Source organism: Stenotrophomonas maltophilia group sp. RY12688 (assembly GCF_052149045.1).
GTDB classification, from domain to species: Bacteria; Pseudomonadota; Gammaproteobacteria; order Xanthomonadales; family Xanthomonadaceae; genus Stenotrophomonas; species Stenotrophomonas sepilia.
Map to the genome: position 1 here is coordinate 395702 of NZ_CP197389.1, position 17157 is coordinate 412858.

Here is a 17157-nt window from a genome sequence, read left to right on the forward strand (position 1 = left end):
CACCGGACTCTAACGATATGGGCGGATTGAAATGTTCAGAAATCGCTGCGCATCCCGGTAGTGCCGGCCGCTGGCCGGCATCGGCAGGGTGTCCGGTAATGCGTGCAGCGTTGCCGGCCAGCGATCGGCACTACCCCAAGGCCAGGCGCTGCTTCACTTCCGCCGCCACGCGCGCGGTTTCGCGCAATGGCTCGATGCGGTCGTACTGCCAGTCCAGCCAGTGCGGCTGCAAGCGCCCGCGCTCGCGCAGCTGCTGCTGGAAGCGCGCCAGCCGGCCCTGCGCGGTATCGGCCAGCGCCACCATCACCGGCATGCGCGTGGCGCAGGCCTCAGAGAGCAGGTTCACCGAATCGGGCGAGACCACCACGCGGTTGGCCCAGCCGAGCAGGCCGCCATAGGGATTGGTACCGTCGCCACCATCGCCCCAGATCACGTGCGGCAGGTCGGCGAACTTCGCGCGCAGGATCTCGGCCAGGGCTGGCGGCGTGCGTCGCGAGGTGGTGGCCAGCAGGCTGCCGCCTTCGCTGCGGATCTGCTCGGCCAGCGCCTGGAACACACCGACCATCGCCGTCTCGTCCCACGGCGCCAGCGGCGTCGGCCCGCCCACCAGCAGTGCGGTGCGCGGACCGGGCAGGGTGCTGAAGCCGGCGAACGCGGCGCGACCCCAGGCCAGCCAGTCGTCGTCCACCGGGTTGAGGCTGCCGAGCAGGGTCAGCACATTGCTGCCGCGCAGGGCGTCGTGTTCCGGCACCACCACCACGTCCCAATGGCGGGCGCCGATGCGCGGGTCGAGGATCTGCACCACCTGGCTGCCGCGTGCACGCAGCACGCGCAGGGCACCGGCCGCCTGGCGACCACAGCCGATCGCCAGTGCCGGCGCCTCGGCCGCCAGCGTCGCCAAGGCCTCGCCGTAGCCATTCACATCGCCGGGCAGGCGCCGCGGCGACAGCCAGCGCCAGGGTGCGCGCGGTTGCAGGAGCAGCGGTCGGTGGGTGCCCTGGCGCAGTGCCGAGGCCAGCGCGACCGCCTGGCGGACATTGCCCGCACGGCCGTCAGTGACCGTCCATGGCGCGCTCGATCGTTTCACCATTGGCATTAATTCGTTTCAGCCCTGCTGGGTGTTGCAACAGTCGCGACACTCTACACTGCGGCTCGTCGTTTCGCCCCGCGCCGCCCGCGGGCACTGACTTCCTTTCGCCGCCCTGGAGATCCACCGATGTCCCACGCGCTCGACGCCGCCGCCCTTGATCAGCTGTTCCGTACGGCCCGCACCCAGAACGCCTTCCTCGACAAGCCGGTCCCCGAGAGCCTGCTGAAGGAACTGTACGACCTGGTGAAGTGGGGCCCCACCGCGGCCAACACCACGCCGGCGCGCTTCGTCTTCGTCACCTCGAAGGAGGCCAAGGACAAGCTGGCCCCGGCGCTGTCCGAAGGCAACCTGGCCAAGACCATGGCTGCGCCGGTCACCGTCATCATCGGTTTCGACCTGGACTTCCACGAGAAGCTGCCGTACCTGTTCCCGCACACCGATGCCAAGGCCTGGTTCGATGGCCCGCAGGAAGGCCGCCACGAAGCCGCCATCCGCAACGGCAGCCTGCAGGGTGCCTACCTGATCCTGGCTGCGCGCGCGCTGGGCCTGGATGCCGGCCCGATGTCCGGCTTCGACCCGGCCAAGGTCGACGAAGCCTTCTTCGCCGGCACCTCCATCAAGTCGAATTTCCTGGTCAACCTGGGTTACGGTGATCCGGCGGGCCTGTTCCCGCGCCTGCCGCGCCTGTCGTTCGACGAAGCGGCGCGCATCGCGTAAGTCGCTGTATCGGTTTCGGGCCCGCTGTTCCGCGGCGGGCTCTTGCTGCACCGTGTACCCACCCTACGATCCGGAGAGTTCCTCAGATGAGCGCCACCCGTAAACTGCTGCTGCCGCTGGCCCTGACCCTGGCCATCGCCGCCTGCTCCAAGCCGGCCGACACCGCTGCCCCGGCCGCCGATGCCGCCGCCCCGGCCACCACCGAGCAGGCAGCCACCCCGGCGGCTGATGCCGCTGCTGCCGCGCCAGCTGCTGAAGCGATCAAGATCGCCTCGGGCACCTACAAGCTGGACCCGAGCCACACCGACGTGCTGGCGCAGTGGAGCCACTTCGGCTTCTCCAACCCCAGCGCGCACTTCGGCAACGTCGAAGGCACCCTGGTGTACAACGCCGAAGACGTGACCAAGTCCACCGTGGAAGTGAAGCTGCCGCTGAGCGGCCTGAACAGCTTCACCGCCAAGTTCGACGAGCACCTGAAGAGCGCCGACTTCTTCGACGCCGCCAAGTTCGCCGATGCCACCTTCAAGAGCACCAAGGTGGAAGCGGCCGGCACCAACAAGCTGACCGTCACCGGCGACCTGACCATCAAGGGCATCACCAAGCCGGTCACCCTGGACGTCACCGTCAACGGCGGCGGCGAGCACCCGATGGCCAAGGTTCCGGCTGCCGGCTTCGATGCCACCACCACCCTGAAGCGCAGCGATTTCGGCGTCGGCGCCTACGCCCCGAACGTCAGCGATGAAGTGAAGATCCGCATCACCACCGAAGCCACCGGCGAAAAGCCGGCCGCTTGATGCACCCAGCTCACTCGTCGTGAGAAGGCAGAAGGCCCGCTGAAAAGCGGGCCTTCTTTTTGGGTTCTGCATGCGCGGTGCCCGATGCCGATGGGGTTGCCGGCCAGCGGCCGGCACTACCCGGCAGGTGCCAACCTGCATCTGGTGGGTGCGGATCTGCATCTGGTGGGTGTCAACCTGCATTTGGTGGGTGCGGACCGTTGGTCCGCACGATCCCTCAGCGCAACGCGCCCAGCCACGCCCCACATGCTTCGCTCGGGCTCTGCTTGGCCTTCACCGTCATCCCGCTCACCCGCACGAATGTCTGCGCCGCCTGCGCCACCACCTGGCGTGCGATCAGCGCCGCCTGCTTGGTCGCGGCCTGCTGCTTGCGCAGCTGCACGATGTTGATCGAAGGCCGACCCACCGGCGCGTACTTCTGGTCGCGGCGCAGCACGTCGGCCACCTGCGCCACTTCGAATTCGGCCTGCAGGTAGCGGTGCTGTGCTTCCACCAGCTCGCGCAGCGGCGCGCGCAGTGCAGCGGTATCGGCGAAGGCGGCCAGGGCCGCGTCGCAGGCAGCGTCATCAGCGAAGCGGGTACGCAGCGCGTCCACGCTGGCCAGGGTCAGTTTGGCCATGTGGGCCTCGTTGCTGCAGGAAAGGAGCGCGATTGTCGCATTGCCAGCTCGGTAGTGCCGGCCGCTGGCCGGCAATTGCATGGGAGTGTGCGGACCAACGGTCCGCACCCACCAGTCGATGGCGGTCCGCACCCACCGACGGCGGCGCAGCCGAGCGTGGGCTCGGTTCTACAATGGCTGCGGTATCACCCACGGAAGGAAGACCCATGCAGGACGCGCAGTACTGGTTGAACGAATTCTGGTCGGGCCTGAGCGTGCTCGATCTGGTGGGCGGCAGCGTGCTCGGCACGCTGCTCGGCCTGGTGCTGGGCATCGCCGGCTGGCGCTGGCTGCATCGCCGTGGTTGGTTGCAGCGACGCAAGCGCTGGCATCACTGGCTGCTGGCCAGCTACATGCTGCTGCTGCCGCTGGCCACTGCCTTCTTCGGCCTGCAGCTGGGTTTCACTGCCGGTGCGCACCGCGCGCTGTTCAAGCAGCTCGATCATTTCCAGCCGCACCTGCAGACCCTGGTGGAAGGCTGGAGCGAAGGCTTTACCGATTCGCTGGACGACCCGCGCATGCGCGAGGCGCTGCGCAGCCAGGGCACGGTGGGCGACGTCGCCGACACCATCGCCTCGGCCTACCTCAGCGAGCATCCGCTGCCTGGCCTGGACCGTCTTGGCAACGGCCCGTTGGCACGTGGTACCGGCTGGGTGATCAGCAAGGTGCGCGAGGGCCTGTTGCGCAGCATGGTGGAAGACACGCTGGTGGACAGGGCCGGTACCCTCGGCCTGGAACCCAAGGTGGTGCGCGAGGCGCTGACCATGCACGTCGATGAGCTGCTGCACACCCGTGGCGTGCTGCGGCTGGTGAAGGCGCAGATCAACGGCATGATGCCGGGCGTGTACTTCGGGCTGCTGTTGCCGTTGTTGATCATCGCGCTGCTGGTGGCGCTGGAGATCTGGGCTGCGCAGCGGTTCGGGTGGACGCGGCAGAGGGTAGTGCCGGCCGTTGGCCGGCAATTGCAGGTTCCTGCCGAAGGTTCATGAGGTTGCCGGTGCATGGGGTCAGATCCCTTTTCCACAGGAAAAGGGATCTGACCCCGAGCCGGTCAATCGCCGTCGGTTTCGTCCGGGTGGGCCTTCCAGTAGCCGGTCGAACGAATCCAGTCGCGCGGCACGCCCAGGTGGCCTTCGATGAACTTGCGCATCATCCGTGCGCGGCGCGATTCGGTGGCGATCCAGTAGAAGACATCGCCGTCCGGTGCTTCGAAGTCGGTCAGCATGTCTTCCAGCAGGGTGCTGCTGGCCGCCGGGAAGCCGTTGCGCTCCAGCCAGTGGATGCGCACATTCTCGTACTGCGGCAGGTCCTGGCGCTCGGCTTCATCGCTCACTTCGATGAAGGCCTGCACCTCGGCATCCTCCGGCAGCACGTCCAGCCAGCGAGCGATGGCTGGCAACGCAGTCTCATCGCCGATCAGCACATAGGCGTCGTAGGTGTCGGCCACCACGAACGAACCGCGCGGGCCGCCGATCACCAGCGTGTCGCCCGGCTGCGCGCGTTCGGCCCACGGCCCGGCAATGCCCTGGTCGTGCAGCACGAAGTCGATGGCCAGCTCGCCGGTCTCGTGATCCCACCAGCGCGGGGTGTAGTCACGCGACGGCGAAGGCTCCTTGCCGTCCGGGTAGCTGCGGCCTTCGGCGGTCAGCACCGGCAGCACCATCTCGCCCGCAGCGTTGGGGAAGAACAGCTTGATGTGGTCGTCGGCGCCGGGCGAATCGAAACCGGCCAGCTCTGCGCCACCCAGCACGATGCGGCGCATGTGCGGGGTGACCTCTTCAGTGCGCAGCACGGTCAGTTCACGGAAGCGCACATCCAGGCGCAGGCGCGTGTTGTTGTGTTCGGTCATGGGGGTTACCTGTAAGGGCGTCGCGCGGGGGCGCGCGGCATGGGGGAGACCTGGCTGGAGTCAGTCTGGCTGGGTCGTTGAAAACGGTGGGCTCTCGCTGCCGGCGGTACCGTTGAGCAGGGCCGAGGCCCGCGTCAGCAGCGCCGCCACTTCGTCCGCCTCACCCTCGGCCCAGCGGCCGTGGTGGTGCACCAGCGCCCGCTTGAACTCGCGCAGGGCAGTGGCCAGCGGCGGCGGAAGCGAAGCCTTGGTGATCTCGCGGGCACGGTCGAAGGCACGCCGCTGCGCCAGGCGTACCTGGGTGCGCTGCACCTTCAGCTCGAACTCGCCAGCAGCGGTGATGCGGAAGATCCGCTTGCCGTCCACTTCCTCGGCCTCGATCCAGCCGGCCTGCTCGAAGCTGGCCAGCAGCGGGTACATGGTGCCGGCGCTGGGCGTATAGGCCTGCATGAACTGGTTGCTGATCAGCTGCATCAGCTCGTAACCATGGCGCGGCTGCTCGCCGATCAGGGCCAGCACCAGCAGGCGCAGGTCGCCGCGGCTCAGCACCCGCGGCTGGCCATTGCGACGTGGCACAGCTGAATCGGTGGAACGGGCTCTGGGAGAGGGGCTTCGGCTCATTTCGATATATCGGTAAACGAGTGTGCAAACGATATATCGATATGTCGAAAGCGACAACATCCGATCCGGCCACAAGCAGGTGCAATTTGGGCCAAGGACCCTCGTGCGCACAGCAAAAGGGGCGCCCCCTGCGAGGCGCCCCGGCGATGCTGTGGAAGGGAGCAGGGCCATCGGGCCCATCACTCGCGCCTCACCCTGGGCCCGTGGCTGGCAGCGATCCAGAGGCAGGTGCGACATGTTGTCGCCGGTTCAGAACCGCTGCCCCGCGCCCACCTACGGCGGTGCCGGAGTTGCCCTACAACCGTCATCGGCAGCAGTAACACTGCGTCCTGCGCATGGGCGCAGCGGCCCGCAAGCGACAGCCCGCGCCGCCGCCAAGGCCCGCCGCAGGGCCATCAGCGGGTCCGGCAAGCCCCTTGCGGACACTGGCCGGTTGCATCCATACGCCAGCGTAGCCAAGTGACGAAAGCCCTTGGTGCGCTACACTTTGCGGTCTAGAAATCTATACAACAGTCGCGCGCGTGCGTGCGGTTATGGGAGCGCTAATGAACTGGTTGAACGAGGTGCTGAACAACGACCCGAATCCTGTGGAAACCCAGGAGTGGATCGAGTCGTTGAAGGCCGTTATTGATGTCGAGGGCTCCGAGCGCGCGCATCAGCTGCTGGAAGGCATGGTGGAACTGACCCGTCGTTCGGGCGCCTACCTGCCGTTCTCTCCCACCACCGAATACGTCAATACCATCGAACCGCAGTTCGAGGCCAAGAGCCCGGGCAACGCCGAGCTGGAATGGCGCATCCGTTCCATCATCCGCTGGAACGCGATGGCCACCGTGGTGCGCGCCAACCGCAAGCCAGGTGACCTGGGCGGCCACATCGCCTCGTTCGCCTCCGGCGCCACCCTGTACGACGTGGGCTTCAACCACTTCTGGCGCGCCCCGAGCGAAAACCACCCGGGCGACCTGCTGTTCATCCAGGGCCACAGCGCCCCGGGCATCTACGCGCGTTCCTTCCTGGAAGGCCGCATCAGCGAAGAGCAGCTGGACAAGTTCCGCATGGAAGTGGACGGCGGTGGCCTGTCCTCGTACCCGCACCCGTGGCTGATGCCGGACTACTGGCAGACCCCGACCGTGTCGATGGGCCTGGGCCCGCTGGCCGCCATCTACCAGGCGCAGTTCATGCGCTACCTGGAAAACCGTGGCCTGATCGAGAAGTCCGACCGCAAGGTGTGGTGCTTCATCGGCGACGGCGAGAGCGACGAGCCGGAAACCCTGGGTGCCATCGCCCTGGCCGGCCGTGAAGGCCTGGACAACCTGATCTTCGTGGTGAACTGCAACCTGCAGCGCCTGGACGGCCCGGTGCGCGGCAACGGCAAGATCATCCAGGAACTGGAGGGCGTGTTCCGTGGCGGCGGCTGGAACGTGATCAAGCTGCTGTGGGGCGGTTACTGGGATGCCCTGCTGGCCAAGGACACCAACGGCGTCCTGAAGAAGCTGATGATGGAAACCGTCGACGACGAATACCAGAACTGCAAGGCCTTCGGCGGCGCGTATACCCGCGAGCATTTCTTCGGCAAGTACCCGGAAACCGCCGCGATGGTCGCCGGTCTTTCCGACGACGACATCTGGCGCCTGAACCGTGGTGGCCACGACCCGCACAAGGTGTACGCCGCCTACCACCAGGCCGTGAACACCAAGGGCATGCCGACCGTCATCCTGGCCAAGACCGTGAAGGGTTACGGCATGGGCAGCGCCGGTGAGGCACTGAACCCGACCCACCAGACCAAGAAGCTGGACGACGAAGCGGTGCGCCACTTCCGCGACCGCTTCAACATTCCGGTAACCGACGCGCAGCTGGCCGACGGCCAGGTGCCGTTCTACCACCCGGGCCCGGATTCGCCGGAAGTGCAGTACCTGCAGGAACGCCGTGCCGCGCTGGGCGGTTACCTGCCGCAGCGCCGCCGCAAGGCCGACAAGACCTTCGTGGCGCCGAAGCTGGAAGCCTACGAGCGCCTACTGAAGAGCAGCGGCGAGCGCAGCTACTCCACCACCATGGCCTTCGTGCAGAGCCTGAACATCACCCTGCGTGACAAGGAACTGGGCCCGCACATCGTGCCGATCGTGGCCGACGAAGCCCGTACCTTCGGCATGGAAGGCCTGTTCCGCCAGATCGGCATCTACGCGCCGTTCGGCCAGAAGTACAAGCCGGTCGACGCGGACCAGCTGATGTTCTACCGCGAAGACCAGAGCGGCCAGGTGCTGCAGCAGGGCATCAGCGAGCCGGGTGCGATCAGCTCGTGGATGGCCGCCGGTACCAGCTACTCGGTCAGCAACGTGCCGATGCTGCCGTTCTACATCTACTACTCGATGTTCGGCTTCCAGCGCGTGGGCGACATCGCCTGGCAGGCGGCGGATATGCGTACCCGCGGCTTCCTGCTGGGTGGCACCGCCGGCCGCACCACGCTGAACGGTGAAGGCCTGCAGCACGAAGATGGCTTCAGCCATCTGGTGGCCGGTGGCATCCCGAACGTGCGCAGCTACGATCCGACCTTCGGCTTCGAAGTGACGGTGATCCTGCAGCACGGCACCAAGCGCATGATGGAAGACCAGGTGGACGAGTACTACTACGTCACCCTGATGAACGAGAACTACACCCACCCGGAAATGCCGGAAGGCGCGGCCGAAGGCATCGTCAAGGGCATGTACCTGCTGACCGACGCCGGCAAGCCGAAGAAGGGCGAGCTGCGCGTGCAGCTTCTGGGTTCCGGCACCATCCTGCGCGAAGCCATTGCTGCCGCCGAGCTGCTGGACAAGGACTTCGGCGTGACCGCCGATATCTGGAGCTGCCCGAGCTTCAACGAACTGCGTCGCGATGGTTTCGACGTGGAACGTGCCAACCGCCTGCATCCGGAAGGTGAGCAGCGCAAGGCCTACGTGACCGAGCTGCTGGAAGGCCGCCAGGGCCCGGCGATTGCCGCCACCGACTACGTGCGTGCGTATGCGGACCAGATCCGCGCGTTCGTGCCGATGTCGTACACGGTGTTGGGTACCGATGGTTTCGGCCGCTCGGATACGCGTGCGAACCTGCGCCGGTTCTTTGAGGTGGATCGCTACTACATCGCGCATGCCGCGATTGCGGCGCTGGCGAAGGAAGGGAAGATGACCGCGAAGGATGTGGCCCGGGCGATCAAGCAGTACAAGATTGATCCGGAGAAGGCTAATCCTGTTGGGGTTTGACTGATGAATTAATTGGACAAAAAGAAGGCGGCCACATTGGCCGCCTTTTTAAGGTCTCCCGAAGAAGTTCAACTGTTGTGAGGATGTCTTGGGCTCCGGGGGGTAGAATATAGTCTAGAAGGCCTTTGTACCCGCTAGCCCATAGCGATTCTATTCCAAGCTTCACGGTGTTCGAAGCTGATGGCTCTCTCGGTCTTCAATAGTGCGGCATACTCTGGAGCGAAGCTCGAAGGATCCGACAATAGGCGAAGGTAATAATAAAGGGATCGGTACACTCCATTAACTATTACCTGGCATCCGAAGCGTGCCTGGATTGAGGTTAACTCTTCCTCCAGTCCGGGCTTATCGCTGCTGATATGGGTGGTAAGAACATAGTAGCGATCGACGGATTTATCCATCACCTTGCGCTTTACATGCTCAATAATGGTGGAGTCAATAGGGATGTTGTGTTTAATCTCAAGGGCTTCAAAAATAGATCCATCGCTTCTTGCTATCTCAATATCCCCAATTGCGCCGGTTTGAGCGTCTGCCGCTGAATGTGATTCAAGAGGTCTGATGGACATGCCATGAAAGCGTTGCATCTCGCGCACCAGAACCGTGTAAATCGCGTGGAAGGCTAGGACTGGCAGTCTTGATGCGCCTTTGTTCTTGTATGTTTGAGAAAAGTGCTCCGTTAGCATGCGCACAATAGTGGCTATATCTCGCGTCTTTGGTTCGGCGATTATTATTCCTTTTTTGGCGCGTATTTGAATTTGCTTGTAAATCAGAAATCGTAGCGCTTCAAATGGATCGCAATCTCCGGATTCTAGCTCGTCGTATATTTCAAGAAAGCTAGTCTTGATGGTTCCAATGTTTTCGTCATACGAAAGAAAATATGGCTTTGGGCGCTCGAATGTGCGCGTCTGCCATCCCGACTTGGCGCCATTAAACTCATTCTTGGATAGCCATGGGTAAATGTTCTTCTCGGATACGCCCCGAAAATTGAATCCCGCTGGTCGATTGGTCTGATTCTGAATCTGAACTTGATGGTAGCGGACATCAATTTCCGGGCGCGCTGTCTTTATGCTAATGGCCGTCACGATGTTGGTGAAAGCGGTGGTGGAAGTCTCGGATTTTGCGGAGAGGTTCTCTATCGCAGACTTGAGCCGTGGGCTGAGTTTGAAATTTACTTCCTCGCCCTTTGCGTAATCATCTTCCGCATATGAAAGCGCCAGCTGTAAGCAGTTCAGAACCTGCTCCCCGATTCGTCCTTCCGCTTCCGTTCCGTAAACGGAAGCTAGATCCTTACACTCAGATTCTGGTGGTCGATTCATTTCATATCCCTATCAATACATCTCGTCATTGCGAGGGCTCAACACGTTCTGAAGAACCGTCTGCCGCCTCTTTACTGAGAAGTTCATCTGCTTTCTATGAGGGAGAGTGAAGGGGTATGCCACCATGTACTTATCTTTAGGCATCGCAATGTTAGTTTCAAAGCAGCGGATGTCGAATCGATACCCTCTCAGAATCTCTACTATATCAAGAAAATTATTCGTGCCAAGGGATGATCCGAAAAGATCCGTCAAGTGAGATCTTTTCAAGTGGGTCGAACAATTCTCAAACTTTGAGCAGTGCTTGGCAAATGTCGCGATAGGATGAGTCGAGTGGGTAACAAAATTATCAATTTCGAAAATCGGGTGCGGTTCAGTGAAGTGGCCGTAGAGCTCGAAAAGCGAATGGAAATTACTGGATCTGATGACCCAGTCGTCGATCGCGTTCCACATTGTTTGGATTGAGTGAGGCGACTCGCCGAAAACTTCGATGCGAACGTATCCATCTGTGGGGTCACCTTCAGATGTCGGCATAATTCCGGGTAAGCGCATCGTCATTTTCGCGAATAGCTTCTTTGAGCCATCCGATCGAACAGATATCTTTACGCCATCCTTTACTCTTGTGACTTTGGTGTTCTTCTTTCCGGCAGGAGCGAGTGTTGGTTCAATTCTGGTCTCGTAGTCGAATATAGAAAATGAACTTGCCATGGCCCCCTTAGATTCGTCTACGATTGCGTGCAGCCTTCTCGTATTCCTCGCCTTGGCACTTTTTCTCTTATCGAAGCTGAGCGGCGCATCTGCAGGCAGGAGCTCAATGCCGGTGTCTATGTCAAAAATCTGGGTGGCAATAGATTGTGCAAGGGCGAATGCAATCTTTGGGCTTACAGAGTTTCCGATTTGCTTGATCGCATCGGACCTGGATCCCGTCACGATATAGTCATCGGGGAAGCCTTGAAGGCGCTTGTACTCGGCCACAGAAAAGTATCTGCTATCCCAGTGAAACGGTCCGGTGTACTTTCCGGGGCTTGCGATTAGTGTCTTAATTGGGAGATTGGGGTCGGCTTTGTAGAGAAAGTCGGAGAATCGTGACCTATAAGCGAAGACCGGATTCGGATAGCCTCGCTTCGACGTGAAGTGAAGATAGTTGCTACCCGGGGGGACGAGCGGAAGCAGATGGGCGTACTTGCCATCTTTGAGGCACAGTGCGGCAACATCCTCAGTTTGAACTACTCCCTCAAGAGCTCTGCCGGCGGTGACATGGGGCTGCCCGCTTTGGGAGTCTGGTCCAAATAGGGGGGCAGGGAAAAGGAAAGAGCGATCGGCTCGATGACCGACCAGAAATAGTCTCTCTCTCTGCTGAGGAGCGCCGTAATCAAGTGCGTCTAGAACCCTGAAGCTAATTGTATAGCCGAGCTCTTTGAAAGCCTGCTGAATTCGCGCCCAATCTTTTCCCCCATTCGTTGCTAGGATGCCGCGAACGTTTTCGAAAAGGAATCCCTTGGGTTTTAGCCAGGATAAGACACGACAATAGGCCTCGAACAGGGTCCCTCTGGAGTCCAGTGTTCCGGCCGCGCCTCCAGCTCTACGTCCAGACGCTGAAAATGACTGGCAGGGAGGGCCGCCAATAACAAAATCAATATCCGAAGGTAGGTCGCTCTGCTTCAATGTGCGAATATCTGCACAAACGACTTCTGGTGCCGATTGGATTGATTTTGATGAATTGGCTCTGATGGTCTCAGTACACTGGGGTATGAAGTCTGTAGCATATACGACGTCAAATCCTGCTTGGTCGAATCCCAAATCGAGGCCGCCTGCGCCAGCGAAGAAGGCAGCTACTCGAACTTTTGGCTTTGACTTGGAGCGGGCAGTGTTAACTACGGATTTCATATATCAAAATATCCATTATAGTTTTTTATCTGTAGCAGTGGGTGCCGGCTGATAGCCATCTTCAGTCAAGTTGACGTCATGAACGTAAGATCTCATGAATTCTCTTAGGACCTGAGCGGCGCAAGTGTTATGAAGCCTGCACTTATGCACAAATGCCTTCCGAAGCTCGGGTTCCAATCTGATTCGCATCCCTACATCTTTCATTGGGTGTTCCAAATGGATACACATTGTGTATCCATCTTATCACTACACCGCCCCGCATTCCAATACGGCTGGGGGCAGTGTCAAGTGCTCGATGTTGATTGGAGGAGACAATTCTCCGCCTAGGGAGTCTCATAAGCGGAGACCAAAGTCGTGTGCGCGAAGGATTGATATTGCGTCTCCACATCTTTAGGTCAAAACGCTTGGGTCGACGAGTCCCGACACCAGTGGATCTGCGGGAGGGGAGGAGGGCTCCTCGAGAAATACCGCTGAGTCAGGCCCTAGTGCCAAGCTGGCAGCGCCATCGCACGGAAACGAGCCCGCAATACGATGCCCCTAAGGCTCGCGCGTACGCTTAAATCTTGGAGATCTTGGTTGCCAACTGCAGTCGTTGGCTATGCGCTTTCTGATAATGAATTTTGCGATTTGCTGGCCATCGCATGTCTGGCAATTGCGAGGACTCGAAAATGATTCCGAGCTTACTGCCTCTGCGGATGAGGGCATTGGCCAGCGTTGAGTCGAGACGGCTGGTGCAATTTCTGAGTGAAGTATGTGGGGTGAACTGCTCCAAGCTCACGGTGCGTGAATGCAGTGCGCCTTTGCTATCAATGCGCTATTGAGAGATTGCGCAGCTACTACTGTTCAATGGGAAATTGTGCAGCGAAGCGAATTCAATTTAACTTGCATAGTTCGCCATCAGCAATCGCGGCGACGAGTCATGCGATTGTACGTTGGATTCCCCGCGGCAGGCCGCAGCGAAAGCCATCGGACCTAAGTTCCAGAATGCCTGATGCTGTATCGGCGGTCATCTGGCGCAGAGCGATTTTATGACGGGCAAGTATATTGTCGGAGGCAGCTGAGTAGTTGCTCTTTCCTAACCCTTCCTTTTGACTAGGGATGATGAGAGCTCCGCCTACCCTCCTCGCCGCAAGACAGTTGGAGGCCGTAAAGCACTATCAAAAGTTCGCAGTTCGGCGAGCAGGAAAGGCCGTTCGCCTTCCGATAGCTCATTAGCGGCGCGCTGCCTATTGTCTGAAACTCAGATCCTCCGGCTCTACTCCGGCACGTGCAACCGCTCAGTCACCTGCGCAGTCAACGCCACACACGCCAACTTCAACCCCTCCATTACCCGATCCCCCAGGTACTCCTCGGGCGCACCGTTCTGCCGGGTCCGCTCTGCGGCCAGCATCAGCTCCGCCACCACACGCAGGCCCGCCAGCGCGCAATCCGCGTCCGCCAACTGAAGGCACCTCCCAGGCAGTTGATGCCGTTCCCGCCAAGGCTGGCCATCCGCAGCCGCACCAGATCCGATGCGGCGCAGCGTGGCGACGAAGGCGTTGGGATCGACGGATGGTTCGCGCTCGGGTTCGGCGTTGTCCGGATCGTACTGCGCGTGCAGGGAACGGAAGTCCGATGTGTTCATGGCAATGCTCCGTACAGGACAGACAGCAGCGCCACCGATAGAAGTGGCGGACGATGCGAGGCTCGAAAACCGGTCAACAACCAATCCGGCGGGCCCGAAGACCCCCACGCACCGCCCGCCATGGACCGCGAACGGATTGCCAGCCGGCGTCACACGAACGTGACGCCGGCTGACAAGCGCAAACACATGGTTGTTGACCGGGTTTTCGACGCCCGTGCCACCCTGTGTGAGGTGGCATGCCAAGGTGTACTCGCATGGTTGCGAGATGCCAAGAAACCGTAGGCCGCAGAGGCCGCAAATGCTGACGCTTACGGCATTGTTGCATGGCGCACGCGTGGCAGAACCCTTGCGGTGCAGTGGTTTCGGCCGGTGTTAAGTTACCGCCCGAATGCGCATTGAAAAGCACGGTTTGCAGCTGTTCGAGATCCCAAAAACGACACGTAGCCCACAGCGCCCATTCGCGCAGCGTGCCGATTGCGACACAACTTAACTTTGCAGCGCCATACCCGGCCATGGCCACAGCGCATCGTCGCGCTCCAGGTCGTAGTCGCTTCCGAACGCCAGTGCTGCTTCGCGAGGCGGAAGGTCTGCGTAGCAGCCCAGCAGGTACTCATCCATGCCGGCATCACTATGGTCGATGGCGAACAGGTGGAGAAGCTCCTTGTCGAACGCTTCCAGCCATGCGGTGTCGATCCTGGTCATGGTCATCCTCCAGAGTGCAGGAGTAGTGCCTGCATCATCGCGTGCCTGCTAACACAAGAACTGGCCCATGCAATGTTCATCGGCAGGATTCCCCATCCCGCCTCCGGCTATGTGAAGCCAGTTCAGATCCTGCCGGCCGGCGCGGTGTATAAACTGCCGACACGTGTGTGCCCGAATGTGAGGAACGGATGCGACAGCTACTGAGGCCATGGATGGTACTGCTGCCCGTGCTTATGGACGGCTGTAGCACGCAGGCACCCCGGGTGTATGGCGATGGTTTCCCCGTTGCCAAGCCGATGGACCTGGTCCACGCAGGTGCGACGGTAGAGGCGCGTTTTGAACTGCCGCCGCCTTGGGAGAAGGATCTCGAGCCTCGCACGTTCCTGATCGGGTTCCGTACCGGTGGGCCTGCCAAGCGCCCGGACATGAAACCGGGAGACGTCGACTTCCTTGAAGGCGCCCGGATTCCCCTGAAGGTGCAGCTGTGGAAGTTGGATGGGGACACCGAAACGCCCATAGCACTACAGGTATTGAATCGCGATCTGCCTTCTGTCTGGCAGGGCAGCCGATATCAACCGGCCAAGGGCGACGTGTACGAGTACAGGAGCGCCGTCGGCGCGGATTCGAACAGTCTGGTCAATGCAGGAAAGTACGACATGTCCCTGGCCTACAGGGAGTACGAGGTGGCCCGTGCTGATTCCGGGGATCTGACGGCCGGGAAGTACCGGCTGAAGGTGACCAACCTTCAGGGCAACCCAGACGTTGCGCATCTCAACTTCGAGCTTCTCGTCGCCAACTACAACGTGAAATAGGGCTATGTACAGTCAACAGCCTCAACGATTGGGTGTTTCATAGGCTGCGCTGGGACACGCCCGCATTGGATCGTCAATGCCTCGTGCTCTGCAGCCCACGGCGACTAATCAGCCGCTGTCCCATTTGCAGCTCTCCCGTTCTGTGGTGGCAGTCGTCATAGATTGCTTCCAGGCCTGCGTGTATAAGAAGGTCTGGTGAGAAAACACCTATCAATCAAAGATGAAGCGAGGGCGGACGATGCTGCGACTGGGACGACGGATGCTGGGGGCAGGCGCATGCTTGGCCTTACTACTGCTAAGCGCTTGCCAGGCTCAGACAGCTCCGCCGCGATCTGAGCCTTCTTCCGGTGCTGCGCAGAACATTGTGCCGGTTGTCAGGCCGCTTACGTTGACGTCAATGGCCGAGCCCATGGTTGTAGAGTTCAATCTTGAGCCGCCCGGTAGAAACGCCGCGCCAACACTCCTGGTTGCCGTCCGCGTAAGTGGGGAGGATGGCGCAGCAGCGCTCGAGCGGGCCTTGATGATTCGACGCGCTGGTCTGCCTGCACGCGTGCACCTCACTCGGCTCGGGGAAATGGGTGAGGCAAATGCTCCACTCGTGCGTGTTGAGCAGCAGCCAGGAACGGCCGCCACTCTTGTGCCGATCAACGCTGATGGGCAAGTTTCAACGGTGTGGCTCGATGACGTGGACGACACTTCACTTGAGGCGGCGGGGCTGTCCAGTCCGCAAGGGCACTACAAGCAGTTGGCGATGGCTTGGGGCCAGAATCTCTCTCCAGGCCGGTATCGCCTGAGTGTGGAGTTACTTGACCCCTCAACGCGCCTCGCGCCAATCCCGGCAGAATTGCTGGTCGCCTACAAGCACAAGTCAAAATAGGAGCGCTTCATGGACGAACGATATCGCGTGACAATCTACGTTGCGGCGCCAGGAACCCCGCTGTTGGGGGGCGGAACGTCTGCCGCGGGTCACGTCTACTACACGGTGGGCGATGGCCGTGAGAGCATCAGCTATGGCTTTGCGCCGAAGGAGCACGGGGCAACGACCGGTCCCGGCAAGGTTTATGACTCCGACGCGGGTGATTACCAGAATCCCTTTTACCAGCGAACGCTCGAAATCTCGAAAGATCAGTACGAAAAGCTCAAAGAATTTGGTGATGCGCCGGACAAGCACGGGTTCAATACGGAGTATCACGGGCTCAACAATAGTTGTATTGATTTCACTTGGGGTGCGTTGAACCACGCGGGACTTCATCGCACCAATGCGCTTTTCATGCAGGACAAGGATTTCCAAGGCGGCCTCAAGCCTCTCACCAACATCGAGTACATCCGTAGTATCCGCGCGCCTTTTCCGGACAGCGCGTTGAATACCGAGCACTACAACAAAATGCCGGAGAGAACGCTGTTCCAGCGAATCATCAGCGATGAGCAACTGCCGCGGGGGGACAGGGATATGCTCGACTCCATCCGCAAGGGAGTGGCGGGTATCGATGAGCGGCATGGCCGTTCCTACGATGCGACCAGCGAGAGGATTTCAGTGGGGTTGTTGGCCACGGCCAAGGAGAGCGGGCTGGAGCGCGTTGATCATGTGGTATTGGGCAATGCGCCAAGCGATGGTTCGGCGCAGCGACTGTTCGTTGTGCAGGGGGAGCTCAACGATCCGGCCCACGTGCGGGCGTCGATGGCGGCGGAGGAGGCCGCGCGAACGCCAGTGGAGCAGTCCTTTGCGAAGGTCGAGCAGATTTCGAAAGCCCAGCAGGAGCGCGCCTCGTTGGCGCCGCAGGAGCTGGCCATGGAACAAACCCGGGCGCCGCTGCAGATGGGCTGACTTCCAGCGACTGCACGGCAGATCACAGTTTCGAG

The 17157-nt window shown here is 61.0% G+C and carries 15 protein-coding genes; 7 read left to right on the plus strand and 8 right to left on the minus strand.

Annotated elements, in window-relative coordinates; genetic code table 11:
• Nucleotides 1–130: 130 nt before the first annotated feature.
• Nucleotides 131–1090: a mitochondrial fission ELM1 family protein gene (locus tag ACS0OT_RS01795; RefSeq protein ID WP_072169051.1), complete on the minus strand. Its 960-nt coding sequence runs from the start codon at nucleotides 1088–1090 to the stop codon at nucleotides 131–133.
• A 126-nt stretch (nucleotides 1091–1216) separates the two neighbouring features.
• On the opposite strand from ACS0OT_RS01795, the gene ACS0OT_RS01800 reads away from it, so the two are divergent.
• A complete protein-coding gene (locus ACS0OT_RS01800) occupies nucleotides 1217–1807 on the plus strand; it encodes a malonic semialdehyde reductase (protein WP_005415046.1) in 591 nt (196 codons plus the stop codon).
• An 86-nt stretch (nucleotides 1808–1893) separates the two neighbouring features.
• Nucleotides 1894–2601: a YceI family protein gene (locus tag ACS0OT_RS01805; protein ID WP_005415047.1), complete on the plus strand. Its 708-nt coding sequence runs from the start codon at nucleotides 1894–1896 to the stop codon at nucleotides 2599–2601.
• Between the two features lie 217 nt (nucleotides 2602–2818).
• Here the strand turns inward: ACS0OT_RS01805 and ACS0OT_RS01810 are convergent, their stop codons facing one another.
• Entirely contained in the window at nucleotides 2819–3220 is a 402-nt protein-coding gene (locus ACS0OT_RS01810; RefSeq protein WP_069139893.1) for a hypothetical protein, read from the minus strand.
• Nucleotides 3221–3426: 206 nt separating this feature from the next.
• Between ACS0OT_RS01810 and ACS0OT_RS01815 the strand changes: the two genes are divergently transcribed.
• Nucleotides 3427–4248: a hypothetical protein gene (locus tag ACS0OT_RS01815; RefSeq protein WP_065179552.1), complete on the plus strand. Its 822-nt coding sequence runs from the start codon at nucleotides 3427–3429 to the stop codon at nucleotides 4246–4248.
• A 62-nt stretch (nucleotides 4249–4310) separates the two neighbouring features.
• On the opposite strand, the gene ACS0OT_RS01820 is transcribed toward ACS0OT_RS01815, so the two are convergent.
• The gene (locus ACS0OT_RS01820) at nucleotides 4311–5108 is read right to left on the minus strand and encodes a siderophore-interacting protein (protein WP_329953277.1); all 798 of its coding nucleotides are present in this window, start codon (nucleotides 5106–5108) and stop codon (nucleotides 4311–4313) included.
• 60 nt (nucleotides 5109–5168) lie between these two features.
• Complete coding sequence (locus ACS0OT_RS01825) at nucleotides 5169–5729, minus strand: PadR family transcriptional regulator (RefSeq protein WP_329953276.1); 561 nt, start codon at nucleotides 5727–5729, stop codon at nucleotides 5169–5171.
• A 545-nt stretch (nucleotides 5730–6274) separates the two neighbouring features.
• On the opposite strand from ACS0OT_RS01825, the gene aceE reads away from it, so the two are divergent.
• A complete protein-coding gene (aceE, locus tag ACS0OT_RS01830) occupies nucleotides 6275–8962 on the plus strand; it encodes a pyruvate dehydrogenase (acetyl-transferring), homodimeric type (RefSeq protein ID WP_442256017.1) in 2688 nt (895 codons plus the stop codon).
• Between the two features lie 134 nt (nucleotides 8963–9096).
• Here aceE and ACS0OT_RS01835 read toward each other — a convergent pair whose 3' ends face one another.
• The 4 genes from ACS0OT_RS01835 to ACS0OT_RS01850 form a co-directional block, all read right to left on the minus strand.
• A complete protein-coding gene (locus tag ACS0OT_RS01835) occupies nucleotides 9097–10275 on the minus strand; it encodes a hypothetical protein (protein WP_141653575.1) in 1179 nt (392 codons plus the stop codon).
• Nucleotides 10276–10287: 12 nt separating this feature from the next.
• Nucleotides 10288–12159 carry a DNA cytosine methyltransferase gene (locus ACS0OT_RS01840; protein WP_072167693.1) on the minus strand — a complete coding sequence of 624 codons (1872 nt, stop codon included), beginning with the start codon at nucleotides 12157–12159 and terminating at the stop codon, nucleotides 10288–10290.
• A gap of 1255 nt (nucleotides 12160–13414) precedes the next feature.
• A complete protein-coding gene (locus ACS0OT_RS01845; RefSeq protein ID WP_005415054.1) occupies nucleotides 13415–13783 on the minus strand; it encodes a hypothetical protein in 369 nt (122 codons plus the stop codon).
• 486 nt (nucleotides 13784–14269) lie between these two features.
• Nucleotides 14270–14485: a hypothetical protein gene (locus ACS0OT_RS01850; RefSeq protein ID WP_005415055.1), complete on the minus strand. Its 216-nt coding sequence runs from the start codon at nucleotides 14483–14485 to the stop codon at nucleotides 14270–14272.
• A gap of 212 nt (nucleotides 14486–14697) precedes the next feature.
• Here ACS0OT_RS01850 and ACS0OT_RS01855 point away from each other — a divergent pair, with 212 nt between their 5' ends.
• The 3 genes from ACS0OT_RS01855 to ACS0OT_RS01865 all read left to right on the plus strand — a co-directional run bounded on the left by ACS0OT_RS01855 (nucleotide 14698) and on the right by ACS0OT_RS01865 (nucleotide 17122).
• Complete coding sequence (locus tag ACS0OT_RS01855; RefSeq protein ID WP_005415056.1) at nucleotides 14698–15297, plus strand: hypothetical protein; 600 nt, start codon at nucleotides 14698–14700, stop codon at nucleotides 15295–15297.
• Nucleotides 15298–15817: 520 nt separating this feature from the next.
• Complete coding sequence (locus ACS0OT_RS01860) at nucleotides 15818–16174, plus strand: hypothetical protein (RefSeq protein ID WP_239666623.1); 357 nt, start codon at nucleotides 15818–15820, stop codon at nucleotides 16172–16174.
• 9 nt (nucleotides 16175–16183) lie between these two features.
• On the plus strand, nucleotides 16184–17122 hold the full coding sequence (locus ACS0OT_RS01865; protein WP_111126922.1) for an XVIPCD domain-containing protein: 939 nt from the start codon (nucleotides 16184–16186) through the stop codon (nucleotides 17120–17122).
• The last annotated feature ends 35 nt before the right edge of the window (nucleotides 17123–17157 follow it).

What these genes read in the sequence shown, in the direction of transcription:
- ACS0OT_RS01795 (WP_072169051.1), bottom strand. Translation starts at nt 1,090, where the DNA reads ATGGTGAAACGATCGAGCGCGCCATGGACGGTCACTGACGGCCGTGCG.
- ACS0OT_RS01800 (WP_005415046.1), top strand. Translation starts at nt 1,217, where the DNA reads ATGTCCCACGCGCTCGACGCCGCCGCCCTTGATCAGCTGTTCCGTACG.
- ACS0OT_RS01805 (WP_005415047.1), top strand. Translation starts at nt 1,894, where the DNA reads ATGAGCGCCACCCGTAAACTGCTGCTGCCGCTGGCCCTGACCCTGGCC.
- ACS0OT_RS01810 (WP_069139893.1), bottom strand. Translation starts at nt 3,220, where the DNA reads ATGGCCAAACTGACCCTGGCCAGCGTGGACGCGCTGCGTACCCGCTTC.
- ACS0OT_RS01815 (WP_065179552.1), top strand. Translation starts at nt 3,427, where the DNA reads ATGCAGGACGCGCAGTACTGGTTGAACGAATTCTGGTCGGGCCTGAGC.
- ACS0OT_RS01820 (WP_329953277.1), bottom strand. Translation starts at nt 5,108, where the DNA reads ATGACCGAACACAACAACACGCGCCTGCGCCTGGATGTGCGCTTCCGT.
- ACS0OT_RS01825 (WP_329953276.1), bottom strand. Translation starts at nt 5,729, where the DNA reads ATGAGCCGAAGCCCCTCTCCCAGAGCCCGTTCCACCGATTCAGCTGTG.
- aceE (WP_442256017.1), top strand. Translation starts at nt 6,275, where the DNA reads ATGAACTGGTTGAACGAGGTGCTGAACAACGACCCGAATCCTGTGGAA.
- ACS0OT_RS01835 (WP_141653575.1), bottom strand. Translation starts at nt 10,275, where the DNA reads ATGAATCGACCACCAGAATCTGAGTGTAAGGATCTAGCTTCCGTTTAC.
- ACS0OT_RS01840 (WP_072167693.1), bottom strand. Translation starts at nt 12,159, where the DNA reads ATGAAATCCGTAGTTAACACTGCCCGCTCCAAGTCAAAGCCAAAAGTT.
- ACS0OT_RS01845 (WP_005415054.1), bottom strand. Translation starts at nt 13,783, where the DNA reads ATGAACACATCGGACTTCCGTTCCCTGCACGCGCAGTACGATCCGGAC.
- ACS0OT_RS01850 (WP_005415055.1), bottom strand. Translation starts at nt 14,485, where the DNA reads ATGACCAGGATCGACACCGCATGGCTGGAAGCGTTCGACAAGGAGCTT.
- ACS0OT_RS01855 (WP_005415056.1), top strand. Translation starts at nt 14,698, where the DNA reads ATGGTACTGCTGCCCGTGCTTATGGACGGCTGTAGCACGCAGGCACCC.
- ACS0OT_RS01860 (WP_239666623.1), top strand. Translation starts at nt 15,818, where the DNA reads ATGATTCGACGCGCTGGTCTGCCTGCACGCGTGCACCTCACTCGGCTC.
- ACS0OT_RS01865 (WP_111126922.1), top strand. Translation starts at nt 16,184, where the DNA reads ATGGACGAACGATATCGCGTGACAATCTACGTTGCGGCGCCAGGAACC.